The organism is Streptomyces sp. NPDC043812 (assembly GCF_056436245.1).
Genome location: NZ_JBWKCY010000034.1, coordinates 17,806 through 40,990, shown reverse-complemented (window position 1 = coordinate 40,990; position 23,185 = coordinate 17,806). Strand labels below are relative to the sequence as shown.

The 23,185-nt window shown below is 68.4% G+C and carries 19 protein-coding genes and 7 pseudogenes; 10 read left to right on the top strand and 16 right to left on the bottom strand.

The window, feature by feature from the left end; genetic code table 11:
* Positions 1-78 precede the first annotated feature (78 nt).
* The 4 genes from AC067Z_RS34130 to AC067Z_RS34115 are packed head-to-tail and all read right to left on the bottom strand — an operon-like array spanning position 79 to position 2,479.
* Positions 79-453: a DUF4259 domain-containing protein gene (locus tag AC067Z_RS34130; protein ID WP_478793555.1), complete on the bottom strand. Its 375-nt coding sequence runs from the start codon at positions 451-453 to the stop codon at positions 79-81.
* Positions 454-462: 9 nt separating this feature from the next.
* Complete coding sequence (locus tag AC067Z_RS34125; protein ID WP_478793519.1) at positions 463-1,104, bottom strand: TetR/AcrR family transcriptional regulator; 642 nt, start codon at positions 1,102-1,104, stop codon at positions 463-465.
* Positions 1,101-1,781 (bottom strand): DUF4166 domain-containing protein, encoded by a 681-nt coding sequence (locus AC067Z_RS34120; RefSeq protein WP_478793518.1) that lies wholly within the window; start codon positions 1,779-1,781, stop codon positions 1,101-1,103. Before AC067Z_RS34120 ends, AC067Z_RS34125 begins: the two co-directional genes overlap by 4 nt.
* A complete protein-coding gene (locus AC067Z_RS34115) occupies positions 1,778-2,479 on the bottom strand; it encodes a hypothetical protein (RefSeq protein WP_478793517.1) in 702 nt (233 codons plus the stop codon). The genes AC067Z_RS34120 and AC067Z_RS34115 overlap by 4 nt, the downstream gene beginning before the upstream one ends.
* A 1,568-nt stretch (positions 2,480-4,047) precedes the next feature.
* Here AC067Z_RS34115 and AC067Z_RS34110 point away from each other — a divergent pair.
* The gene (locus tag AC067Z_RS34110) at positions 4,048-5,121 is read left to right on the top strand and encodes a PQQ-dependent sugar dehydrogenase (RefSeq protein ID WP_478793516.1); all 1,074 of its coding nucleotides are present in this window, start codon (positions 4,048-4,050) and stop codon (positions 5,119-5,121) included.
* A gap of 127 nt (positions 5,122-5,248) precedes the next feature.
* On the opposite strand, the gene AC067Z_RS34105 is transcribed toward AC067Z_RS34110, so the two are convergent.
* From AC067Z_RS34105 to AC067Z_RS34085, 5 genes and pseudogenes are all read right to left on the bottom strand, one after another.
* Positions 5,249-5,518 (bottom strand): hypothetical protein, encoded by a 270-nt coding sequence (locus AC067Z_RS34105; protein WP_478793515.1) that lies wholly within the window; start codon positions 5,516-5,518, stop codon positions 5,249-5,251.
* 457 nt (positions 5,519-5,975) lie between these two features.
* Positions 5,976-6,539 (bottom strand): DinB family protein, encoded by a 564-nt coding sequence (locus AC067Z_RS34100; RefSeq protein ID WP_478793514.1) that lies wholly within the window; start codon positions 6,537-6,539, stop codon positions 5,976-5,978.
* A gap of 413 nt (positions 6,540-6,952) precedes the next feature.
* A complete protein-coding gene (locus AC067Z_RS34095; protein WP_478793513.1) occupies positions 6,953-7,639 on the bottom strand; it encodes a lysostaphin resistance A-like protein in 687 nt (228 codons plus the stop codon).
* Positions 7,640-7,834: 195 nt separating this feature from the next.
* Positions 7,835-10,324, bottom strand: coding sequence for a hypothetical protein (locus AC067Z_RS34090; protein ID WP_478793512.1), 2,490 nt, complete (start codon positions 10,322-10,324; stop codon positions 7,835-7,837).
* 205 nt (positions 10,325-10,529) lie between these two features.
* A pseudogene (locus AC067Z_RS34085) lies at positions 10,530-10,832 on the bottom strand (HNH endonuclease); the annotation flags it as partial.
* Positions 10,833-11,016: 184 nt separating this feature from the next.
* Here AC067Z_RS34085 and AC067Z_RS34080 point away from each other — a divergent pair.
* The 3 genes and pseudogenes from AC067Z_RS34080 to AC067Z_RS34070 all read left to right on the top strand — a co-directional run bounded on the left by AC067Z_RS34080 (position 11,017) and on the right by AC067Z_RS34070 (position 12,392).
* Entirely contained in the window at positions 11,017-11,319 is a 303-nt protein-coding gene (locus AC067Z_RS34080) for a hypothetical protein (RefSeq protein ID WP_478793511.1), read from the top strand.
* A gap of 98 nt (positions 11,320-11,417) precedes the next feature.
* A pseudogene (locus AC067Z_RS34075) lies at positions 11,418-11,697 on the top strand (transposase); the annotation flags it as partial.
* Positions 11,698-11,846: 149 nt separating this feature from the next.
* A complete protein-coding gene (locus AC067Z_RS34070) occupies positions 11,847-12,392 on the top strand; it encodes a hypothetical protein (RefSeq protein ID WP_478793510.1) in 546 nt (181 codons plus the stop codon).
* A gap of 302 nt (positions 12,393-12,694) precedes the next feature.
* Here the strand turns inward: AC067Z_RS34070 and AC067Z_RS34065 are convergent, their stop codons facing one another.
* The 5 genes and pseudogenes from AC067Z_RS34065 to AC067Z_RS34045 form a co-directional block, all read right to left on the bottom strand.
* Complete coding sequence (locus tag AC067Z_RS34065; RefSeq protein WP_478793509.1) at positions 12,695-13,435, bottom strand: SDR family oxidoreductase; 741 nt, start codon at positions 13,433-13,435, stop codon at positions 12,695-12,697.
* 341 nt (positions 13,436-13,776) lie between these two features.
* On the bottom strand, positions 13,777-14,424 hold the full coding sequence (locus AC067Z_RS34060; protein ID WP_478793508.1) for a hypothetical protein: 648 nt from the start codon (positions 14,422-14,424) through the stop codon (positions 13,777-13,779).
* A complete protein-coding gene (locus AC067Z_RS34055) occupies positions 14,409-15,356 on the bottom strand; it encodes a glycoside hydrolase family 10-like protein (RefSeq protein WP_478793507.1) in 948 nt (315 codons plus the stop codon). Before AC067Z_RS34055 ends, AC067Z_RS34060 begins: the two co-directional genes overlap by 16 nt.
* 850 nt (positions 15,357-16,206) lie before the next feature.
* Positions 16,207-16,389, bottom strand: a pseudogene (locus AC067Z_RS34050) (IS5/IS1182 family transposase); the annotation flags it as partial.
* A gap of 479 nt (positions 16,390-16,868) precedes the next feature.
* Positions 16,869-17,243, bottom strand: coding sequence for a hypothetical protein (locus tag AC067Z_RS34045; protein ID WP_478793506.1), 375 nt, complete (start codon positions 17,241-17,243; stop codon positions 16,869-16,871).
* 100 nt (positions 17,244-17,343) lie between these two features.
* Between AC067Z_RS34045 and sigJ the strand changes: the two genes are divergently transcribed.
* Entirely contained in the window at positions 17,344-18,261 is a 918-nt protein-coding gene (gene sigJ / locus AC067Z_RS34040; RefSeq protein WP_478793505.1) for an RNA polymerase sigma factor SigJ, read from the top strand.
* An 18-nt stretch (positions 18,262-18,279) separates the two neighbouring features.
* Here the strand turns inward: sigJ and AC067Z_RS34035 are convergent.
* Positions 18,280-18,671 (bottom strand): annotated as a pseudogene (locus AC067Z_RS34035) (IS5/IS1182 family transposase); the annotation flags it as partial.
* 291 nt (positions 18,672-18,962) lie between these two features.
* Between AC067Z_RS34035 and AC067Z_RS34030 the strand changes: the two are divergent.
* From AC067Z_RS34030 to AC067Z_RS34010, 5 genes and pseudogenes are all read left to right on the top strand, one after another.
* Complete coding sequence (locus tag AC067Z_RS34030; protein WP_478793504.1) at positions 18,963-20,060, top strand: DUF4037 domain-containing protein; 1,098 nt, start codon at positions 18,963-18,965, stop codon at positions 20,058-20,060.
* Between the two features lie 95 nt (positions 20,061-20,155).
* A pseudogene (locus AC067Z_RS34025) lies at positions 20,156-20,335 on the top strand (hypothetical protein); the annotation flags it as partial.
* 75 nt (positions 20,336-20,410) lie between these two features.
* Positions 20,411-20,890: a hypothetical protein gene (locus tag AC067Z_RS34020; protein WP_478793503.1), complete on the top strand. Its 480-nt coding sequence runs from the start codon at positions 20,411-20,413 to the stop codon at positions 20,888-20,890.
* Positions 20,891-21,233: 343 nt separating this feature from the next.
* A pseudogene (locus tag AC067Z_RS34015) lies at positions 21,234-21,415 on the top strand (N-acetyltransferase family protein); the annotation flags it as partial.
* A 48-nt stretch (positions 21,416-21,463) separates the two neighbouring features.
* Positions 21,464-22,507 carry a questin oxidase family protein gene (locus AC067Z_RS34010; protein WP_478793502.1) on the top strand — a complete coding sequence of 348 codons (1,044 nt, stop codon included), beginning with the start codon at positions 21,464-21,466 and terminating at the stop codon, positions 22,505-22,507.
* 50 nt (positions 22,508-22,557) lie between these two features.
* On the opposite strand, the pseudogene AC067Z_RS34005 reads toward AC067Z_RS34010, so the two are convergent.
* A pseudogene (locus AC067Z_RS34005) lies at positions 22,558-22,761 on the bottom strand (dioxygenase); the annotation flags it as partial.
* Between the last annotated feature and the right edge of the window lie 424 nt (positions 22,762-23,185).

Genomic DNA, 23,185 nt, shown 5'->3' with positions numbered 1-23,185 from the left:
TTCGAGTGATTCCAACTTCGTGTCGACGTCATCCCCTGGCGGAACGATCCTGCGGTCCAACCCTTCGAGGGCCAGCCGTCAGGGGGTGACGTCCAGGGCACGAGTGATCGTCTGGACCGTCGTTCGCCACTGTTGGACATCACTGCTCTCGACCCAGCCTGCGGCCAACTCCGAACCGTCCTGCAGAACACAACGAAGTGCCTGCCCGGCCACGGGCCGGAGCGAGAGCGGCAGGACAGGCAACGGCTCAGAAGGACCGTCATCAGGATCGATCACTACCTTGCTGCCCGGAATCTGGGCCGCGACAAGAGCAGCAGCGGCAACGGCTTCGGCCCCGTCCCCACCATCCACGCGCGAACCTGAGTCCACCACTCGCTGGAAAGCCCTCGCCATCGCTTCAATGACCTGCTCAGGGGACTTCCCTACAAGGCCGTCGATGAAGTCTGCGGCCAGGTCGCTGGGTCAGTTCCGGGTGCGGCGGCGCAGCCGGTGGGTGACTGCCCGTTGGGACAGGGGGCCGAGTCCTTCCAGGGCCTGAGCGAGGACGGCGAGCTGTTCGAGCGAGTCCAGGGCGCGGGTGGCGCCCTCGGGGTCGACGCCCTCGTACAGTTCGATGCCGACGAACGAGGCGGCCGCAGCACGGGCCAGCCCGGCGGGGTCGGCGAAGGCGGCCAGGGGGGTCGCGGCGAGCAGCCGGGTCAGGACGGCCTCCAGCTCCTCGATCCACAGCGCGAGCCCGGCGGAGGTCGCGGCCGCGAGGGCGGGCGCGGTCTGCCCGGCGGCCAGCAGCTGGCCGAGGACGGCCACCTGGCCGGCGGCCCGTTCCTCGGCGTGCATCGCGCGGGCGAAGGTCAGGAGTTCCGTGAGGGAGTCCAGGGCGGCGAGCCGCTCGCGGTAGCGGGAGACGCGCTGCTCGGCGCCGTGCACGCAGGCAGCGGCGAGGAGCTCGTCGACGGAACCGAAGTGGTAGAAGATCAGCGCCTGGTTGACCCCGGCGGTGGTCGCGATCGAGCGGGCCGAGGTCTTGGCGATGCCCTGCTCGACCAGGGTGCGCAGGGCCCCTTCGAGGAGTTTGAGGCGAGTGGCCCCGCCGGACGCGCTCACGCGCGGGCCTCCTCGCGGACGGGCCGCAGGCCGCCGCGGAGTCCGCTCCCGCCCGCGTCGACGTACTCGGCGGTGAAGGAGCCCTCGTAGCCGAAGAGGAAGCCGAAATGCCGGTTGGTCACCCGCACCCGGATCCGGAAGCGGCCGGTGCTCTCGTCGAACGACTCGCGGACCACGGCTTCGCCTCCGATCAGGGACGGGACGCGAACATCGACGGGGCCCTCGCGGAAACGGTGCTCGCCGGAGCGGATGAGGAGCGAACCGTCGGGTTCGGCGCTCATGTGGAGGTCGCTGGCGAGGTGCTGGTGGGTGCCGAGGTAGTCGAGGACGCAGTCGCGCTCAGGGCTGAAGACCATCGTGGCGTCGAAGCGGTGGGGGCCGTCAGGCAGTTGGAAGGTCCGCACGAAGGTGACGGTCTCGCGGCCGAAGGAGTCCACGTAGGGGAAGTTCTCGATGACGAAGGGCACATGGCGCCCCTCGCGCGGGACGAGGATGTTGCGCGTCCCGCCGAGCCGGAGGAACGGCTTGACGAAAGGGGCACCGTGGCGGATCCGCTCCATCGTCCCGCGCCCGACGCAGGCTTCGCCGCTGTCGAGCCCGACGGAGAAGCGCCGCCGGATCTCGGGGTGCAGGCGGCCGAAGTCGGCGCCCATGTGGGTGTGAAAGATCGAGGTCACGAGGACTCCAGGATGGCGAGCAGCCGGGGGGCGCGGACGCGCTCGGGAGGCGTGCGTCGGCAGCGGCGTGCAGCGGGGGTGCCGGGCAGCGGGGGCAGCAGGGCGGCGAGGACGGCGGTTCCCGCCGCGACGGCGAGCGGGGCGACGGGAGAGGCGAGCAGGGCGGCGAGGACCAGGGCCAGGCGCAGGGTGCACTCGCCGAGGGCGCGGGCGAGGGCGGCGCGCGGGTGGGTCCCGCGTTCGCACCACAGCCGCAGCCGGTCGAAGGACCAGGCGGTGGCCCAGCCCATGAGCGGCCGGAAGACCAGCCGGTCGGCGACGGCACCGCAGCGGCCCCAGCGCGGGCGGTAGTCATAGCCCGTCAGGAAGCGGACCCCGGTGGGGCCGGGGACGTAGCGCCAGTAGCCGCTGCCCTCGGCGAGCAGCGAGAGCGGGTGGCCCGAGGCGAAGCGCAGCGCCGAGACGCGCGTGCCGTCGGACCGCAGCCGCTCGCCCGCGCTGACTCCGGTGCCGGCGATCCACAGGAGGGGCAGCAGCCGGGTCGCGTAGCGAAAGCGCTGCGGCTCCCCCGCGGCGCGGGGCAGGTAGGAGATCGAGGTGAACCTCAGGTCCCAGGCCTGGTGCCGCGCCGGGTCCTGGGTCCGCTCCCAGAGGACCTCCATATCGGCGTCGATCACGGTCTCCACGTACAACCCCATGGCCGACACTCGCCCCTTCCCACAGTTTTGAGCGTTCGCTCAAACCGCAAGGTAGCCCAGTTTGAGCGAACGCTCAAGAAGATCGGCGGGCCGGTTGGAGCGTGCACTCAGGACACCCCCTTCACCCACGACCGCGCACGCACGCGACAGCGCCCCCGGCCGGTCGGCCGGGGGCGCTGCGGAAGAGGAGGGGAGCGGACGGGCGCCGCTGACTGACTCGACCATCCCGCCCCAGGAACGTAAGGCGGCCAACTAGAGCGCTCAGGGGCCATCTACAGCGCTCGGCCACAACCGGCTGTGACTGAGCGCCGTACTTGGCCACTCTGGCCAAGTACGGCGCTCAGATCGCCGGCAGCTCTGGCAGGCGGCGGCAGTGGGCTGTTCGTGACGAGCACTGCATTCGCCTACTGCGCGACGTTCACCTCGCCCATCTCCGGGGCGGCCGTTACGAGGCCTGGTTGACGATCGCGTTGAAGCTGTCCAGTGTGCCGACTACTGGCGAGCTCTGGGCGGCGCTGCCACCGGGCGTATACAGGGTGACCGGCTCCTGCAGCGTCCAGGGCTGGTTGACCGGGGGAAGTCCTTGACGTTTTCCGACGTCAGCGTGGCGTACTTCGTCGGGTCCGTGGACCCGAGGACGGTCTCCTGCTGAGTGGCCTTGTCGGTGGACGAGACAGTGAGAGACAGGTGGACGAGCAGCAGCCCGGCCGACGTCAGGGTGCTGAGCGGCGTCAACGGCGTGTTCGACTTCGTCAGAGCGATGACTGTGCCGAGTTTGGGGGTGGACGGGCTCGTGTCCGCCTCCAACACAATCCATCCCGGCACAGCTACTCACATATGAACGGACCTCCGCCCGGGACCGCTGTTACTGAACCTCTTCGAGTAGCGGCGTTGAACTGCGGCCCAGCGGTGCCGGCAGATGGGTGCGTATTCGAAGGTGGGACGGCTTCGTGGATGTCGTCGCAGAACCGCCAGCGGATCCGCAGCCGGGCGGCAGAACGGGAAAGAGGGCGAAGGCGCGCTCAACGACCCAACGCTATGTTCCGGGACCGGAGCCGTACTCGGTACCGCGTCGCGCAATTGCAGGCGGCGCAAGGATATGTGTCACGAGTGTTCCAACTGAAGGGGGACTGGCGACAGTCAGCACACCCGGGCCCGGGCCGCCAGGCCGTGAGGGTGAATATCCCAGCCGCTCGGGTTACACAGATCGGGGCCCATCACCTGAACCGGCATATCTCGCGATACTGGCCGGTGATCACGTACCGATCGCCATCCGAGGAACCGGGGGCCCCGCCGTGCCTCGCTCGCGGAATTCCCACGCAGTCGGGTTCGCGTCTGCGGTACGCAACTGTGCGAAGAATCAGGAAATCCGTTCAGTCGAACTCCACCTGGTGAGCTGAGAACCAATCAAGAGCTACGCGGACGCCGTGATTCCGGTGATCCGCTCCCGCGATGCCGACAGCGTGATCCTTCGCCGGCACCGGTTTCCCGAGCTTGCGGGTGCCTGGCTCCGGGAGCGGATCAGAAGCAGAGCATGGCGGTCACTACGTTTTGCAGGAGGTTGTGCAGTGTCCATCCCCCGTTTGTTCCGGTCCAGGACCGTTCGCGCCGTGGCGGTCGCGGTGGCACTGGTGGTGCCGTTCGCCGGGGCCGGCAGTGCCTCGCCGGTCCCTTCCGGCGCCGGCGCTGCGCAGGTGCCGTCCCATGTCAGAGTCATCTCGTCCGGATGGAACATTCCCTGGGGCCTGAGCTGGCTGCCCGACGGCTCCGCGCTGATCGATGAGCGCGACTCGTTCCAGGTCTTCAGGCTCACCCGGTCCGGTGTCAAGACCCTGGTCGGAACCGTGCCGTACACAGTGAACAGCATGCCCGAGAGCGGCCTGCGCAGCATCGCCGTGTCGCCCAACTGGAGCCAGGACCACCACATCTACATCTACCACGCGGCCGAGGAGGGCAACAGGATCGCCCGAATGACCTTCGACGGCTCCACGCTCAGCAACTACACGACACTCGTCACCGGCATCAAGAGGGGCGGGACGAACGGCGGACGTATCAAGTTCGGCCCGGACGGCTACCTCTACGCCACCACCGGCCAGGCATCGACGCCCAGCGACGCGCAGGACAAGGGTTCCCTGAACGGAAAGATCCTGCGCATGACCACCGAGGGCAAGCCTGCCCCTGGCAATCCGTTCGGCACCCTCGTCTACTCCTACGGCCACCGCAACCCGCAGGGCATCACCTGGGACGAGGAGGGCCATCTGTGGGAGACCGAGATCGGCGCGGACGGTTACGACGAGCTGAACCTCATCGAGCCGGGCAAGAACTACGGCTGGCCCACCTGCGAGGGCGCCTGCTCTGTCGCAGGCATGACCCACCCCAAGCATCAGTGGCGCCCTGTCGATGCCGTGCCGAGCGGCCTCACCTATGCCGACGGCTCCCTGTACATCGCGGCTCTGCGTGGTGCGCGGCTGTGGCGCGTCCCAGTAGCAGGCACCGCCATTGGGACCCCCGTCGCCTACTACGCAGGCGTCTACGGCCGGATGCGTCTCGCCGAGAAGGTGCCTGGTCGGAGCAAGTTGTGGATCACCACCGACAAGGCCGGCAAGGACGCGGACAGGGTGCTCGAGGTCAACCTCACCTGATCCCGCTCAGGGGGATTTCCGTGCGACGGCAGGAGTCGCGCTCGCGGAGCTGACCGAAGCCCTGGCCGTGGGTTCTGTGACCGAAGAGGCGGTGCGGCCGGCCGCGGTGAAAGAGCCCGTGGCTGGGTCAGTGGTCCCTGACTGTCGCGAGGGTGTCACGGCTGAGGTGCTCGCGTCGGGTGCTCGTGCCGGTCACGGTTCCAGCGCACCGAGTGGGCGAGGTCCGGGCCGAGCTGCGTGGAGCCTGTGGGCGCACGACGAGCAGAGCGAGAAGGCCGAAGACGGCGCACGCTGCGGCGTTGATCAGGAAGAGCGCCCGGAGTCCGGCGGGTACGACGAGAAGACCGCCCACGGCGCCGGTGAGACCGGCGGCGATGTTGATCGTGAGGTTGCGCAAGCCGTCAGCGTGCCGGCAGTAGCTGCTGCTGGGGAGCTGAGTCAGCTACTGCCGGCACCGCCTCGCGCGGGAGCGCTGGGCTCCCCCGACGACGGCCTGCTGGCTCCAGGCCAGGGCCGCCAGAGGGCCGTTGGGCGCGGGCAAGGCGCCCGCAGCCGTTGTCACTGTCGTGCTGTCAGAAGGCGGCGCTGATTGCGAGACATGTGTCTTCCTTTGACCATCGGGCCCGCGCGGCCCGGACCGGCCACCCCGCTAACGGATGGGGTGGTCTATCCCGGGCGGCGCCGACGTGCTCCAACACGACGGCCCGGCTGGTGGATTGGGTCTGCTGGTCGAGACTCTGAGAAGAGTCATGAGTCCTGGCCTTGGCCGGGACTGCGGCGCCTGAAGCTCGCAGCCACGGAGCGTCACGGAGTCCACGTAGGTTTCCGAAGCTCGATCGCCGGTTACCGGAAAGTCATGTTCGGCGCGGTACGGCTCCGTCCTGCCAGCGGTAGAGGTCGCGCAGCAGGGAAATCTCGGCGCCGTGATGGATCAGCTCCCTGTTGACGTGCAGGACGATGCCCTCCATGGGAAACCGCTCGGGACCCACCGTGGGCGGATTCTCCAGGTCAGCGTCCGAGAGCTCGCGGACCCCCGCGTTCCATCTCCCATACATCTCATCGAGCTGTTTCAGCGCCTCGTCAGCGGTCCCCGCGTAGGCGAATGCCTGGGAGTCGACGTCCTGGCCGCCGAAGTGCCATCCGACCCGATAGCCCAGGCAGGAGACGATGATGTGCGCCAGCCGCCAGGCAATCGTGGTCACCGGCGCCGGCACCGGGTCAGGGGACGCGAAGTCCATCGTCCATTCCCCCGAACCTGCCGACATCGGTGCGGCCGACGTGCCACGTGGGCGAATGCTCCAGCAGCCACGCACCGGCTCCCAGAAGTACTCCTCATCGGCAAGACCGTGCAATCGCGGCCGCAGGTTCTTGTGCCAGTGCCGGTCCAGCTGGTCCGCGATTCGCTCGCTTCTTGTCATTTCCGCACACTACATACGACGGAGACCTGGCTGCGACCCTCGCGGACGCCGTCGCCGGCCGTGGGCCGCGAGAGCGTACCGCACCGGGAGATGACGCTGGGGGCTGATGTGCCCTTCGGGCCGCGCCGCCGCGAGCGGCTGTTTGACATTAACAACCCGGCCGGCTGGGTTGGGTTCAATGACCCAAATGTGACAGCCTCGACCGATGACATGACGGATGATCAAGACCGCAGACTCCCGCCCGAGATCAGCATGAGTATCCCGAGCGAGCGCCACGCCAGAGCCTCCGACCTGCATGTTCGAAGATGGCGAAGACTCTATGTTCAACGGCGCGTTCATTGGCAGCCCACTCAGCCGTCAGATGGGTCGTCCGGTGTCTCCTGGAGAGCGAGCAGTGGTGCGACGTACGCCAATCAGCCCCACCAGCGACTCGCAGCCCAGGCGAGTGCGTAGCCCGCACTGTTGAGGGCGCAGTGCAGCGCCACGGGTGGGATGAGGCTGCCGGAGCGGCGGCGGAGCTCGCAGAGAAGCACACCGGCGAGGGCGGTGCCGACGACCGCCGCCGTCACGGACAGGACGACGCCGAGCTGGCCGGCTCCGAAGATCGCTTGGGCCGCCGCGTTCGCGCGTGTGAGCCCACGTGCGGGCTGTACGTGCCAGAGCCCGAAGAGCACCGAGGAAACGACGGTGGCCCATGCAGGCCCCCACCGTCGCCAGACCATGGCCCACAGCACGCTGCGGAATGCGATCTCCTCAAGCAGTACCGTGCCGAGCGGTACGCGGACCAGTACGCGGTACACCAATGCTTCGGGAGACAGGCCCGCGGCACGCTCGTCCTGGAATGCCTCCCGGGTGATCGGCAGTGCCAGGCCCACCAGATAGACCACGAGAACGGCGCCGATCAGGACCAGCCCCCAGCGCAGACCACGGGGGGCCGCTGCCCTGCCGAGCCCCAGGTCGTCCCAAGTGAGGCCGGACCGGCGGGCGATCAGCACAAGCAGCACTGCCGCTGCTACGCAGACCGGCACGTACCAACCGGGCGCGAGCAGGTCGTTGAGCGCGTTCGCGGCAGCGAGCACCACGACGGCCAAGAGCAGCATCCACATGGCCGTACAAGGATTGCCGACTTTCGCGAGAGCGGCCCGCAACGCGCTGTTTCACGGCGCGGCGGCGCGGAAGCCCGGGGGGCCCGGGTCACCAGCCGGCGCCGGAAGTAGCTGCCGACCGCCCGCGTGGTTACGGCCGTGCAATGTCCTGGGCGTGGATGCAGGCTTTCGGACTCGCCGCTGACGGGCTCAGGTGAGCCGGGTGACCAGTCGTCTGACCATTTCGTCATAGGCCGGATCGGCGTAGTAGGAGCTGTGGGCCAACAGCGGCGAAACTGGGTGGTCGTAGAGGCCGACCACCCGGTGTGGATCGCGCAGCTGAATTTCCGGACCGATGGCGCGGTACCAGATGTGAAGGCCGATGGACGTTCCGTACCGCTGGATGGTGGGCGTACCCCCGTCGATCGTCACCCAGGGCTCGTCCAGGGTCGGCCGCAGCCGTCGTCCCGTGGCCGGGTGAGCGAGAACGGGAGCGCCGATGTAGTCGCTCCAGCGGTGGAGGTTGAGCCAACGATCTTTCAGTTCCTGCTCGTAGACGTCCTTCAGGAAGCGCTGTCCCATATAGGCGGGGAACAGCCGTGAGTACGCCCACAGCAGCTGCGAGCCATGTGTCAGCAGAGCTACCCGGGCCAGGGACGGCGGCTGCTTCTCCCCTGTCGGCTGCGCGGCTCTGGCGGCCAGCCGAAGAACGGCCGCCAGGCAGATAACACTGCCCTGGCTGTGTCCGGAGAGTACGACGACGCCGCTGGCTGTCTTGGTCTGGATCCGTCTGGTCAGTGCCAGTACGGCCCGTCCTCCGTACGGGGGAGGCACGATGGGGTGGGTCAGACGCGGCCAGAATGCCAGCAGGTCCCACACCACGCCTACAGTGCTGCGCCACTTCGGGTTACGGAAGGCGCTCATGCCGGCAAAGGCCAGTCCGGCTGCCAGCACGGTCAGTGCCCAGGCTCCCAAATCATCGGCAAGCCCGAACCACCTCACGTTAAACAGAACACGGCCGTAGACCTGGTCCTGCAGCCCCTGGAACCACGCGTCCGACCGTGTCCACAGCGCATGCCCGGCGAAAACGCCCTGGGCGATCGAGATGGCCATACTGCAGATCGACAGAACCGCCAGGACGGAGGGCAGCCGCAGTTTCAAAGATCCCGTCTGCCATGCCCTGGCGATCTTCGCCACGGTCCGCTCGGGGAGCGCTGCCGGGGGGACGTCGTTGTAGTCGTCGCGCACGCGGTCCTTGAGCGGGCCGCGGCTCAGCTTCGGACGGAGATACCAGACCCCGAGGCAGAGGCAGCAGACCACGGCGGCAATCACCAACGCGGCCCAGAGCAGGGCGGTGAGGTGGAAGACGTCGGGAAGGACCATCCGCGTCTCCCCGTCCTGGCCGGGTGTCTCCCTCGTCTGTAGAAGATCGCCCAGGAGTCTGGACATCTGGATCGCGAAGCCTGCTGTGAAACCCGTTGCCAGGAGAACAGCCAACGCTGCGAGCGCGGGGCAGGCCCCGCCGCCCCACATCCGCCGGAAGTACGGCGTCGTGGCGGAGTCGGGAATGAGCCGGCTCAGCAGAAGGACGACAGCGCACAGCATGATCAGCAGCACCGCGGTGGCCGCGTACAGAACGTTGAGCGCCGACGCGAAGCCGCTCAGGTTCACAGGCAGCACGTCTGTGCCCGGCGGCGAGTAGCGCGGACCGGGCCAGGCGACGATGACCACTACGGCGAGCAGGATGCCCCATGCGCCCCAGCGCATCGCCCGAAATGGCGCAGGGATGCGAATGGCGTCCCTGCCTTTGTCGTCGGCTCGGAGGCGGTCGCCCTTGGGGTGCAGGCCCCACGCTGTCCAGACAGCGCAGAGCAGGACGATCAGCGCAGCAGCACCGAACAGTGCCCAGAGGGCCTCGTCCACCCAGCTCGCTCCGCCGCTCAGGTCGTCAGCCGGTCTAATCGTGGCGAAGGCGACGAGCAAGGACAGCAGAGCGATACAGGCAGTCGAGTGAAAGAGCCGCAGCATAGGAGAACGCGCCGACAGGGCCCAGAAGTTCTCCTGCCCGAGAGCTCCTACCCCGTCCTTCCACTCCCCCAGTGCCGGCTCCTCTGCGCCAGGCGCCGACAGTTCCCGGGGCGGCGGGTAGAGGTCCACCTGCCGGCCGAACCAGACCAGCAGGATGATCAGAACGGCAGGTGGCACGACACCCATCGTCAGGCGCTGCCACCAGTCGAGTGGCTGCGTGTCGGAGAAGGGAAGCCAGGTGTTGTCGGCGGCGCAGCGAATGCTGTTTCCGCACTGCCACGCGACCAGGTCCAGCGAGACGAAGGCGACCCCGGCGACGAGCAGGAGAGTCAGCACGAGACCAAGCGTGCGCAGTACCGCGTCAGCCGTCACACGCGCCCAGCGGTGGACCTCCGTCGTGGCTACTCCAGGCGTCTCAACGGCCATGGGCAGGGTGAAGCGGGCCAGATTGACCAGCCCGAACGGTACGAGCAGCAGCCACATGGCCTTCGAGACGGAACCGGAAGTCATCTTTCCCCAGTGGAAAGCCTCCCTCACCAGTGGTTCCTGCGGTGGGTTGGAACGCCGCATGAAGCGTGCGACGTCGTCGCCGTCGACCCGCCGAAGATCCGAGATCTCCAGGAGACTCTCCGCCGGCGTTCCGCTGACCCCGTGCACGCGGATCTCCGTCACGTTGGGCAAAGCGTCAGGGACACAAGCTTTCCGGCTTCCTGCCATGCGCTACTCCTCACAATGTCGTACGGGCCCTGCTCTGTGCTCTGGGACTCATCGAGCCGCCCGAGGGCGGTCGGCGGCGCCAGCCGTCGCAGCGCCGACGTCTGCCGCCCGCCGGAAGCCGCTGCCCGCCTTCGCTCCCGCCTGGCCGACGCGCCGCCAGCTAGCTTCCCGACGCTGCCCTGGGTGGCCTGGCCGCCACGTCCGGACATCGCCCGCTCGCCCTGATTTCGCCGCCTACCTGGTCGAACAGAACCTGACGTGCAGTCAGCACCCAACATGCGTAGGAGATCCACTCGGCGATGTAGCGGCAGTGCTGATCGGCGGCCGGCGGAAGCCACTGGGCCGGATCCTGATCGGCCTTGGACCGGTTGGTGCGGGCGGTGACCGCGACCAGGGACGTGTGCGCGCCCTGGTCGTTGGCATAGGCCCCGCGCCGGGCCGCAGTCCACGCAATGGCGCCAGCTGGCGGGGAGCGTCGCCCGCCAGCGGGCAGGGTCTACGCTATGGCCCGCGGCCACCGCACGATCTTCAGGCGTCCACACAGCCCCTGATGATCACGCGGTGGCCGCTTCCGCTCCCGGCCGGGTCCAGGGCAGTGCCCAACTCCTTGCTTCAGCCCGACGGCCCCTGATCGACAAGATGAGCGCATGGACAGCGAACCTCTGCAGATCCCGCTTGACCAGCTCCGGCACGCCTTCGAGCTGGCACTGCAACACATCGAAGCGTCAGCCGGCAGCACAGTGGCGCTCGAACGCGACTACTTCTGGTCTGTTCCGGGCGACGAACTCTACGACGTCCCCAACGAACCGAGAACGATCACGATCGGTCAGCTCTCCGAATCATGGCAGCACCTTGAGGACCTACTCGCCGACCCGGACCGGGCCGTGGGCCACCACCTGGTCTGGCTTGCCGATGTCCTCCGCGCGATCGGGCAGGACACCGCCCGGTAGATACGACGCGAGCCCCACGGGACGTGAAATCACGAAGTCGCACCGGAGTACCAGGGCGTGTATCGAAAGTGGATTTTAGTGATCAATGATCACGGTTCATGGCGCGGGGAGATCTCACGGATGCACAGTGTGGGCGGTGTTGGAGCCGTTGTTGCCGAAGAGGAGGAAGGCAGGGCGGCCGCCCATCTGGTCCCGGCGGCAGCTCATCGACGGCATACGTTCCGGGTCCGTACCGGTGTTCCATGGAGGGACGTCCCTGTTGAGTACGGGCCGTGGGGCCGGATCTACGACCTGTTCCGTCGATGGCAGCGGGACGGCACCTGGCAGCGGGTCCTCACGGAGCTGCAGTCCCTGGTTGATGCGGAGGGTGCGATCACCCTCGCATCAAGCAGCCACCCTGAGGGCCCTGTACGCCTGGTGGAACGCGCCGTGGAGCACACTGTGGCAGCGCAGAGTCCCGCTCAGGTGGTGTGTGTACGGGCTGGGCTGCACTCCACGATCTCTCGTGCTGCGCGCAGTCTGCTCGGGTGGTCCTCCAGCAGTCTGGTGGTGATCAGTATCGCGTAGATGATGCTGACGCCTTCATCTTTCAGATGCTGCTGGACGGAGTCCATGTCGGCATCGGTGTTCAGCAGTCGTCTGCATTCATCGATCTGATCGCCGATCTGTTGCGCGCGTTCGGGGGTCAGTCCGTGAACATTGGCAAGGAGTTCTTCCGCGGTGGGGCTCGGCATGTCTGGATCCTCGCAGTGGTTCTCCGCCTTTTGCAGCCGGTTTTGGCTCCGGCTTGCTTGCTGGATCCCGGCGTCAGCCGCATGTCGGATACAGCCGTTCCTGCGGGGCCGGTCATGGGAGTTGTGGACCGGCAGGACTCGGGATGCTGTGTCGAAGGAGCTGGTGGGATCGCACGGGAGATAGGCGATGGGCTGGAACGGCTTCTGTACACGCAGCCGGTGCCCTCGACCACGGCGGCCCAGCCGAAGGCCTTGCTGCGCTGGGAGCGGGGTTTTACCCGGCAGGTGGCTCCGTTAAAGCGTGTCCCAGCGGACCGTCCAGCGATGGGTGACGGGTAATCCCCGCGTCCTTCAGCGGGCGGACGACCGTTGCTGAGATCTGGCCGCCCCGCACCGCCAAGTGCTCCCGGACAGCTTCCGCCGCTGCGTCCAGGAGCTCAGCGTGGACCACGGGCACCATGTGGAGTGGGTCAGCACCCTGAGGGTTTCGGTCTCGGTGTCCAGTCCTCCGTCCATGCTTCCGTCCAGGGCACACCGCCGCAGGAGCCCACTGGCCCGGCGGGCTCGCCCGTCGACGCGGCACTGTGGATGGGGCAGGACCGCTCAGACCGACGACGTGCCGCCGGCCGTGGCGGAGGGGTTCAGGGACTCGAAAGGGACTCGAAGTGGAAGGCGTTGAGGTAGCAGTCGCGCGGCTGCTGGATCGCGAAGGTGATGCAGTCGATCACCGACTGTGCCGCGAGCGGGTCCTGAGCTCCGCGCGGGGTGGCCTCCCACTCCGGGGACAGCGGGTTGCGGCTGCTGTCGAAATCCGGCGGGAACAGGGAGATCACCCGGACACCCTGGGGGCGCAGACGGCGCGAGAGCGCTTCGGCGAAGCCTCTCTGGCCGTGCTTGGCCGCGTAGTAGGCCTCGTGTGCCACGGGGTGGTTGGCTCCGGGAACACCGCAGACGGAGACCTTCGTGACCACGTCGGCGTGGTCTGAGGCGAGCAGCAGCGGCAGGAGGTTCTTCGTCACGAGGATGGTGCCGGTGCTGCCCGCGGCGAGCGTGTCGGCCACGTCCTCGTCGGAGGCCGAGAGGAGGTCCGGGCCCTCCAGCCAGCGGGCGCCGTTGTTCACGAGGACGTCGATGCGGTCGGTGCGGCGGCCGACCGCCGCGGCGAACTCGCGGATCGAGGCGGGGTCGGCGAGGTCACAGGCGAAGGCGTACACGCGGTCGTGGCCACGGTCGCGAATCTCGCTGCGGGTGCGTTCGGCCGCTTCCAGACTACGTGCGGCGAGGAAGAGTTCGGCGCCGAGGCCGGCGAAGTGGTGGGCGAGCGCGCGGCCGAAGTCACGGCCCGCACCGGTGATGACCACGTGGCGGTCGGTGACGTTCATGTCGTTCTTTCCATCAGGTGAGCGGTCGGTCGGGTGTCTTGCCCCTGCCCTGACCAGGCCTTTTCGGGCCCCTCACGGGCCCATCAGGTACGGCCCTGGCCCGGCCAGGGCGCGGCTGCAACTTCTTCCAGCGCATCGTGCGCTCCTCGATGGCCTGGAGCAGCAAATCGCCGCACAACCCGGCCAGTCGAGTAGCGACTGCCCCGCCCCGACCAACAGGAAGGCACCCCTACCGCTTGATCGGGATCTCTCTCCCGAGGAACCGCCGCTACCCAGCGGGACACCTGGCCGGTGGAACCACCAACTCGACGGATGGACGTGATCCACCGGCCGTTGCCTCCCTATCGCTGGGGCAGTGCCACGTACGGAGGCAGCGGGGCCTTCGCGATGCCGCCCTTCGTCACCCTCACCGCGGTCACCGGCATCCCGACCACGCCGTCCGGAAGGTCCACCGACAGCAGGTACAGCCCCGGGACGACGTGTGCGAAGCCGAACCAGCCCGAGCCATTGCTGATTTGGGTGACCTTCTTCCCGCCCCCGGCGAACGGCTTCAGTGTCACCGGCACCTGGTCCAGCACGCCGCCGCCGCGGACCTTGAGCGAACCGGTCACGTGGCCGTCCTTGGGCGCCGCCTTCCACGGCATGGCCGGCACCACAGCGTCGTCCTTGAACGGCGCATCCTCGCCCTGTGTCAGCGCGGTCACCAGCTTGGCTCGCTCCGCGGGCAGGCCGTTGGCCGCCACGTCCAAGGTGGGGTTGGCGTACGAGTACCCGCTCCAGCCGGCCGCGGTGTTGCCCGCCGCCGTCGGGCGCAGGGCCTCCCTGACCTGGCTCAGCGAGTCCTCGACGCCGTTCAGGTACAGCGCGGGGCCGTTGACGGCCTGGCGCTCGCCCTGGTTGTCGGCGAGGAACTCCGACCACTCGGAGTACATCAGCGCCTGGTCGGGGTTCCAGTTGCGCTTGTAGTTCATGGCTACCGCGGTGTCCATGATCCCCTCGCGCAGCCAGCCCCTCCAGTCCTGCAGCACCTCGGCGTAGGTACGGGTGGCCTCCCAACCGCCCACGGCCGCGGTCCGTGGCCGTAGGTGATGGCGTCCATCGACAGCCGGGCCTGCGGGTCGACCTCCCAGATACTCAGGTAGATCTTGCGCACCAGATTGGTTACCTGGCTGCGGCGCCAGGCGCCCCATGCCGCGTCTTGCGGCAGCGGCACATCGGTGCGGCCAGTGGCCTGTTGGAAGCGCGCGACGGAGACATCGTTGTAGCCCCAGTCGCTGTGCGTGGTGGTGGAGCTGCCGTCGGGGTAGCGGACATAGTCAAGGTTGATGCCGTCCACGTCGTAGTTGCGCACGATGCTCTGGATGCCGCGGACCATGTAGTCGACTGCGGCGGGGTGACCGGGGTCGACGTAGGCGTTGGCGCCGACCAGTTCCTGCCCGTTGGCCTTCTTGTTCAGCCAGCGCTCGGCGCCCGTGGCGCTGGGGCCGTGCTGGTTGAACACGTGGGCCGGAGAGCGTGGCGGCGTCGCGCTGTTCCACATGGTGTTGACGTTGACCCAAGCGTGTACCTGGAGTCCGGCCTCGTGGCCCTGCCGGACGATCTCCGCCAGCGGGTCGAAGGGCGCCGGGGATATCGCGGCGTCGGTGCGCGGATACAGAGCGTTGTTGCAGAAGCAGTCGTAGCGGCGAGCCGTCTGCACGATCAGTGCGTTGGCGTTGACGTCGAGCGCGTCCTCGACGAGCGCCGAGACCTGTTCGGGCGTGTAGATGCCGGCGTTGAAGGCGTCGATCCAATAGCTGCGCCACTGGGCCGGGGCCGCCTCCTGCCCGGTGCCGTCAGCGTGGGCCGGCAGCGCGGTGAGCGCGCCGAGCAGCAGGCCAAGGCATGCCGCGAGGGTGGTGAGTGTGCGTCTCAGACGCATGTGATGTGCCCCCTTGTGGAGTTGGTTCCGGAGGAGCTGGCTCGGGTGAAACGGACACGCGGACGCCGCCCGGGTGGGCCGGGCGCCAGTCGCGCAGTGCGCTGGAGGCCGCCGGTGCGCGGATCAGGCGAAGGTGACGCCCCACGTGTTGGACCGACGAGGCCGCCCACCGTGACGTCCTGGCCTGCCAGGAACTCGTGGCAGGCAGCGGACCCGGGGACGCGGCCACCCACGGACAGCGCGTAACCGAACGGCTTGTTCATCTGGTGCTGCCATGTCGTCACGCTGGCGGGGACGAACGTCGACGACTGCCGCAAGCCCACCCCGGGGGGTACGGCCGCCACCGGGGGTGACCTCATCGCTGAGCACCGGAGGTAGAGGCTGCCCTGCGCGGCGGTGCGGACGCGCTCGCCGCGGCCCTGGAAGACGTAGCCGTGGACAGCGCGGTGGCCGGAGCCGATGTCCGAGCCCACGCGCCGCGCGCTCGGGCTCCCGACGGGGGGCGAACGGGGCAAATGGCGGGCAGCACGAGCGCCGCCGGCCGCGGCGAGCAGTGTGGAGTGGCGCGATGGGCCGTGACTCAACGGTCCTCCGGATGGCGGTGGGTGGCTGCGATTGTCGGAACGTCGGCGGAGTGCCGTCAAGGTGTCGGGACCACCGAACAACCGGCTTGCAACCCAGGCAAGTTGACGGCCTCTCGGGAAGCCGTGCGGATGCCGTGGAATCGGCTGCCCCTGAGAAGCCGATGCTCATCACACCGCACCTGGCCGGCGCGCAGGGCAACCGATCCGGCCGTCTGGGCGCGTTCGCGGTGGACGAGGTCACCCGGCTCACGGCCGGCCTACGTGTCGAACCCGGTGGCGAGGGCGTAGGTGTGGCCGTCAGCTGGGCCAGGGCGAGCAGGGCCTGGTCGGCCGGCGGTCAGCCGGGGCCATCGGGTGCCGCGGTCGCGGCAGCGGACGCGCAGGCGGGCGGACAGCAAGTACAGGGTGGAGGTGGACACGTCGATGCCGGACGGTGGACAAGCACACACGAAGTTTCTGCGTACCAGAACTCGCCGCGCCGCCAGCAGTCCGTCCAGCCGCGGGATGGCGTCGGGGTTCGGCGACGATCGGGATGTGCAGACGGGCGCAGCCGCGGGCGAGCGCGTACTTGGGGTCGCAGTGCCGCATGCCAACGGCGCCGGGCCAAGTGCCATGAGTCCCCCGGCGGTACGGAACGGCGCCGCCGTACCGGCTCGGGGGCTGCTCCAGAAGGACCCGTTCCGGAGCCTGTCGGGAAGCTCGGAGATCAGGTCGGCGACGAGCGTCAGCGCCGGCCGGCCGAGCCTGCCGCCCGTCGCGAGGGCCCGACGGATCACCTCGCGCTCGTCGAGCGCGGACCGGACGACGCGTTGAAGCAACTACTTGATCCGTGCCCACCGGGCATCAGCGAACGACACACCCAGACCAACGATCAGATGATCCGCAAGGAGCGGACCAGTTGGTCGATCCTGGCGGCTCGTACCGGGCCTCAGCGCCGGGCCAGCACCAGCACACTCAGACCGAACATCAAGACCCCCAGGGGAAGATGGACTGACGGGACGTGCGCGATGCCCAGCACGACCTGGACCGAGGCGAGTACGAGGAAACCTGACGCGTGCCAGACAGGCCGGGGCGATCCGCCGCCCGGCTTCCACGCCAGCACCGCTGCGAGCACGTACAGCATCGTCGCCCCGTACATCACACGGGCTCCGACGCTGTGCAGCGTCTCTCCGTAGGACGAGGTCAGCAGCAGTCCGGCGGAGACCGCCTGAAGGAAGATGGTCAGGGTCTGCAGGGCGATCGCGATCTGCAGGAACGAGGAGCTGCGTTGTGCGTTCGGCGTCGCCTTTACCTGAGTGGCCATGTCGCAGTCCCCTTTTCCACCCTCGGGCAGTAGATCGATAAGGTCTCACCAGCCCGACGACACGGGCCTGCGAAAGGTAAGGCGAGGGGCGGCCGGAAGCATGGTGACTGTCGGGACCAGCACAGATGAGATAGCCGGCGAGCGACGCCAACTGATCAATGTCGCCTACCGGTTGCTCGGTTCAGCGACCGAGGCCGAGGACGCCGTGCAGGATGCCTACGCACGCTGGTACGACCTGCCACGAAGCCGGCAGGAGGAGATCCTGTCCCCCGGCGCCTGGCTGACGACAGTGACCAGCCGCATCTGCCTGGACCTGCTCGGCTCGGCGCGGGCCCGCCGTGAACGCTATGTCGGCGCGTGGCTGCCCGAGCCGCTGCCCGACCGCACCGAGTGGGACCGCGCGGGCGGCGTCGACCCCACCGGCCCTGCAGACCCCGCCGACCAGATCGTCCTGGACGAGTCGGTGGCCATGGCCTTCCTCGTCGTCCTGGAGTCGATGACGCCCGCCGAGCGGGTGGCGTTCGTCCTGCACGACGTCTTCCGGTACCCGTTCGCCGAGATCGCCGACGTTCTCGGCCGGACCCCTGCGGCCTGCAAGCAGCTGGCTGCCTCCGCCCGGCGGCGGGTGGGCGTCGCGCGCGCTCCGGTGACAGCGACCGGCCAGGCCGACGTGGTGAGGCAGGTCAAAGAGGCATGGGAGACCAAGGACATCGCAGCCCTCGTCGGTCTCCTCAACCCGACCGCCGTGATGACCGCCGACGGCGGCGGCATGGTCGGCACCGTCCTTCGCCCGGTCGAGGGCGGCGCGCACATCGCCCAGTACATGGTCGCCATCGCCGACAAGGCTCCGGGGCTCGAACTCCTGGAGCGGTCTGTCAATGGTGCGCCGGGCCTGGTGGCCCAGCGTGCCGGCGTCGTCATGACCGTGGCCTCGTTCGACGTCTCCGACGGGCGCGTCACCCGGATCTGGGCGGTCCGCAACCCGGAGAAGCTGCGACCGTGGGCGTGGGAGGGCTGACCAGCGCCCGCTCGGCAGAGCGTGCAGTCGCCGTCGGCAGATGAGCGCACATCTGAGGGTGAGGAATGCTGCGTGGATCTCGTCGTGCCTCCCTGCGGATCCGCAGGCGGGGGAATCAGTGCAGGTGAGCGAACGCGCGCTCCACGACGAGGCGTTGTGCGCTACGGCCGGAGCCGTGCTCGATGCCGCGGCGGGCGATCAGCGGCTTCACCCCGATATCCCGGGCGAGGCGGCGGTACCTGCCGTGGTCGTCGCCCCGTTGCCGAGCACCACGCCCGGACGGCGACAGGGTCGGCCGCGCTTGCCCCGCACCGGCGGCACCGTCTGAAGCATTGGGATCAGTGGGTGACGTCGGTGCGGTTGCCGCCGTTCAGTGTGGCGGCCAGAGGGATGCCGATGGCGTCGGTGATTGGCTTCGCACGGCTTCGGCCGAGTCACCCCGCAACCCAGATCAACGGCCGCGGAGTGATCCAAGCACCTCGAAGATCATTTCGGTAGGAGTGCCAAGTACAACTGCCGTAGCTGTCGGTACGTGGGGAATTCCAGCTGGCCGCTGTCCTCAGTTCGGGCCGTTGCCGGGGCGGCGGATGGCCTTAGCTGCAGTTGGCGGATCGGACGGGCCGTACGCGCAGGCAACCGCGACCTGCCGGACGTGGAAAAGCCTTCGATCGGCCAAACGCCGATCCGGCACTCTCACCAGCATGACCACTCCCTCCTTCATCCCCGGACTGGAACTCTCCCTCCGCTTCTACCGCGAAGCCGTACGGCCTTTGCTGGACGAGGCCGTCCCCGGGGTTACGCACTCCGCCGCCCGCCTCGGCAGCGGCTCGGAAGTCCTCGGATTCGACACCGCCCGCTCCGCCGACCACGAGTGGGGCCCCCGCCTGCAGATCTTCCTGCACGCGCGGGACGTCACGCGCCACGGCGCGAGGATCACGGCACTGCTCTCCGAACGCTTGCCCAAGACCTTCCGCGGCTACCCGACGCACTTCGCCCCCACCGGCGAAGCAGGCATCGGGGTCATGCAGACAACTGACGGACCAGTCCACCACCGAGTCGAAGTCACAGACCCGGGCGCCTGGTTCACCGCGCAACTGGGCTTCGACCCGCGTAAGGACATCACCCTGGCGGACTGGCTGGCCACCCCCGCTCAGCTCCTTGCCGAGGTCACTGCCGGTGCCGTCTTCCACGACGGCCTCGGCCAACTCGCACAAGCCCGCGACAACCTCGACTGGTACCCACACGACCTCTGGCTCCACCTACTCGCCTGCCAGTGGCAGCGCATCTCCCAGGAGGAAGCCTTCGTCGGCCGCTGCGGCGAAGTGGGCGACGAACTCGGCTCCGCTATCGTCGCCGCCCGCCTGGTACGTGATGTGATGCGGCTCTGCCTGCTCATGGAGCGCCGCTACCCGCCCTACAGCAAATGGCTCGGCAGCGCCTTCGCCCGCACTCCTCAGGCACCCGCCCTCACCCCGGTCCTCACGGCGGCCCTCGCCGCCACCGACTGGCACACCCGCGAGCGCCACTTGGCCCGCGCCTACGAGGCAGTCGCGGCCACACACAACCAGCTCGGGCTCACCGACCCGATCGACCCCACAACGCGGCCCTACCACTCCAGACCATTTCAGGTCCTGCACGCCGAACGCTTCACCACGGCGCTGAGCACCCGCATCACCGATCCGGCCATCAGTTCCCTGCCGACGATCGGCACGGTCGACCAGTTCATCGACAGCACCGACGTCCTCAGCCAGCCGGACCTGACACGCGCCGCCACCGACGCAACGGTCTGTTCCCTCTGAGAACTCCGTCTCAAGGCGATAGAGGAAGAGAGCTAGGCGGCCTCACCATTGGGGACGTCTATCTGCACTCGGCTCGGGAGCCAAGACCGTACGCCGACAGCAGGCTTTGCGCGGCCGTCGTCGGCCGGCTCACCTTCGGCGGGAACATCATCGAGACCGGCACTGATTCATTCCGCCGCGCCCAGACTCGGGCGAGGTCCGAGCATGCCCACAGCGACCGACCGCAGCACGGGCCTCCCTCACGAGGTGAATCATCTGCACGGGTCGAAGACTGATCATTGTCGTCGGGGACTGATGATCAGTATGTTCGTCTCACCGAAGGTTGGGACGGCGGGGCCTCAGGGGGTTTGATGCTGGACACGCTGGTGACAACGGCCGCTGGTGCGCTCTCCGCCACAGCGGGTGTGCTGGTCGGCGGTATCGTCACGCGCCGTGCTCAAGATCGTCAGTGGACACGGGATCAGCAGCTTGCCGCCTACCAGGAGCTGTTCAGTCACTACGCCAAGTTCACGATGGAACTCAGGCGAGCGCACGGTGACCAGCGCGGCTGGGATTACGACTGGGGCGAGTGGAGCGCGGCCTTGATACGCGTAAGCCTGGTCGCTCCCACCGAAGTTGCGACGGAAATCGAGAATTTCGGCCGTGCCATCAACTCCTTCCTGGAACAGGTAGAGCGAGGCGAACGCACGCCGCTGCGTGACCCGCTAAGTCCGGAGGAGTTCGAACAGGCCAGGCAGGCACCCGCCCAAGCGCAGGTGAAGCTGGTCAACGTCATACGACGTTCACTGAGCAATGATCGTAACGGGCTGCCGTTCGGGATTGGCGGGTAAGGCAACGACCCCAGCATGCCGGGGTGCCGCCAAAACTCAGGTTCTGGCACACATTTCGTGATCGGTGACGCTGCGTGGTGAACCATGGTTGGGTGCGGCCATTTGCTGGGTCGTGATCGGTTGTATGGGAGCTCTCTTCGGCTGCTACGCCGCTGCTGATGACGAAGTCGCCGTTCGGGCTGTGGTCCGTGAGGAACATCCGGTGGTCGAGTTGCTGCTGCCGAGATGCTTGTGACGGGGCGAACCGCCGATGCTGTCGAGGCTGATCCGCGCGCACGGGCATGTGGTCGGGCGCTTCCTGCACCGCCGCCCAAGCAGGCCGGCACCAGGGCCGCCACAGCCGGCCCTGGCCGGGGAGGACGTGCGCCGCGCCTATGCGGGCATCGCCCTGCCGCACGGGGCCTCGTTGCGGCTGCACGAGCGGTTCGGCTTCGCGTACGTGGGGACGTCCCGACAAGGGGGCCGGAACTTTGGCCGTACTGGGATGTGGCCTGGTACGAGAAGCATCTGGGTCCCGCGACCTAGGACCCGCGACCGTTACGAACGCCCCCGGCCCCGCCCTACCGTGCGGGCATGGACCACACCACAGGCACGCTCGACACCTCCGGCACTCTCGACGAAGCACTGCAGCGACTGCACACCTCGGGACCCGAGCGCGACGGCTGGCTGAGCAATCACGGGCCGATGGCCGTCGAGGCCCTGGTCCGGCACGGTCAGGCCAGGAGCGTGCACCGGTGGCTGGACTACTACCGGGACAAGCTCGAGGACATGCCGAGCCTCAATACCCGTATCACTGCGACCAATTGGCGTGCGGCGCTGGGCGATCCGCAGCGGATCGCCGACTGGACGGCGTACTTCGAGCGGGAGACCGCGGAGCGGCCGTGGCGGGAGGTCCTCGCCGAGTGGTGGCCCCGGCTGCTGCCGGGGATCGCGGCGGGCGCCACGCATCCGGTGATCCGGGTGGGTCATGCGGTACGTACCCTGCTGGGCGGTGATGCCGGTGCGCCGCGGATCACCGAACTGGCGCACGGGCTCGGCTACTGGGCGGCCCGCCATCAGCTGCTGCCCGAGGTCACTCTGACCGGACGGACGGACAGCGCGGCGGCCTCGCTCGACGCCGTGCCACTGGTCCCCGAGCAGGACGGCGGCATCCGGGCCCGGTTCGCCCAGCTGGCCGCCTTCCCCGACTGGTCCGCCGCCTCGACCCCCGACCCCGAGGCGGCCCGCGCCGCCCTGTCCGGGCTGGTCACCGCGGCCGTGCACCGTTATGCCACGCACGGGTACGGCGAGCCGGTCATGCTGGTGCATGCGGCGACGGCACCCAACGCGGTCCTGCGCACCTTGCCCGCGCTTCCCCGCGAGCTGTGGCCCGCCTCGCTGGCGGCGGCCTGGGCGGCGAGTGCGGCGGTCACGGCCGCGTATGCGCCGGCCGCTCGGGCGACATATGCCCCCAGCAGCACCCCGACCGCCGAGGACATCTTCGAGCGGGCCACGGCGCACGGCGACGACCACACCATCAAGTTCGCGGACACTGCCCTGGACGTGGGCGACCAGACAGCGCTGATCGCAGGGCTGCGGTCGATCGAGCTCAACGAGCCGGTCTTCTACGGGAGTTGAGCAGTTCCACGGCCGCCGTGGTCCCCACCCCAGCCGCGGACACCGCCTCGGCCGAACTGGATCGACCGCTTGGCCGGCCCATCCGGAACCCGTCGAATCACCGGCCGCTGACTACCCAGCTCCCCCACCGCATCTGCCGCCCCCATCGTCACGAACAACGGCGCGAAGTGCTCGGTGCGCGGGTGGGCGAGCTGCCCCGCCGACGAGGTGTGCAGGAAGTCGAGCAGCGCGTTCACGTCACCGGCCGCCAGTGCCTCAGTCAGTAGGGCGAACAACCCTCGACGGCAATCTTCCTGCACGGCAGTCTCGGGCCGAGATCGCCTTGCAGGCCCAGCAAGCCCCCTCCTGTGGCGCAACCCTCAAACATCGAGGTCAGACAGCCTGTCCCAACAGTTGCGACCGATCCGGACCGACTTCGACGATCCGTCACCACCAGATGTGCGACAGAGCCGTTTGTTGCACACGACCATGGCCAGCTTTGGGATCAAATTTGCGCCAAACCGACTCAGAAGGATCGTTTCTTTGTGTACAAAACTGCTCTGATCACGGGCCGATGACGGCTGCGCCGGGTTGTGGATCGGCCAGGGTGGGCAGGTTTGGAGCGCGAAAGGACGGGAGCGGTTCGGCGTCCGTCTCCGTGGCAGTAGTGGATCGCCGACCCATGGGTCGTCCGGGAGG

Bases quoted from the DNA above. Each gene is read 5' to 3' on its own strand.
- AC067Z_RS34115 (WP_478793517.1), bottom strand. From the start codon at position 2,479: ATGGGGTTGTACGTGGAGACCGTGATCGACGCCGATATGGAGGTCCTC.
- AC067Z_RS34100 (WP_478793514.1), bottom strand. From the start codon at position 6,539: ATGACAAGAAGCGAGCGAATCGCGGACCAGCTGGACCGGCACTGGCAC.
- AC067Z_RS34095 (WP_478793513.1), bottom strand. From the start codon at position 7,639: ATGCTGCTCTTGGCCGTCGTGGTGCTCGCTGCCGCGAACGCGCTCAAC.
- AC067Z_RS34080 (WP_478793511.1), top strand. From the start codon at position 11,017: ATGGACAGCGAACCTCTGCAGATCCCGCTTGACCAGCTCCGGCACGCC.
- AC067Z_RS34065 (WP_478793509.1), bottom strand. From the start codon at position 13,435: ATGAACGTCACCGACCGCCACGTGGTCATCACCGGTGCGGGCCGTGAC.
- AC067Z_RS34060 (WP_478793508.1), bottom strand. From the start codon at position 14,424: ATGGACACCGCGGTAGCCATGAACTACAAGCGCAACTGGAACCCCGAC.
- AC067Z_RS34055 (WP_478793507.1), bottom strand. From the start codon at position 15,356: ATGCGTCTGAGACGCACACTCACCACCCTCGCGGCATGCCTTGGCCTG.
- AC067Z_RS34045 (WP_478793506.1), bottom strand. From the start codon at position 17,243: ATGGCCACTCAGGTAAAGGCGACGCCGAACGCACAACGCAGCTCCTCG.
- sigJ (WP_478793505.1), top strand. From the start codon at position 17,344: ATGGTGACTGTCGGGACCAGCACAGATGAGATAGCCGGCGAGCGACGC.
- AC067Z_RS34030 (WP_478793504.1), top strand. From the start codon at position 18,963: ATGACCACTCCCTCCTTCATCCCCGGACTGGAACTCTCCCTCCGCTTC.
- AC067Z_RS34020 (WP_478793503.1), top strand. From the start codon at position 20,411: ATGCTGGACACGCTGGTGACAACGGCCGCTGGTGCGCTCTCCGCCACA.
- AC067Z_RS34010 (WP_478793502.1), top strand. From the start codon at position 21,464: ATGGACCACACCACAGGCACGCTCGACACCTCCGGCACTCTCGACGAA.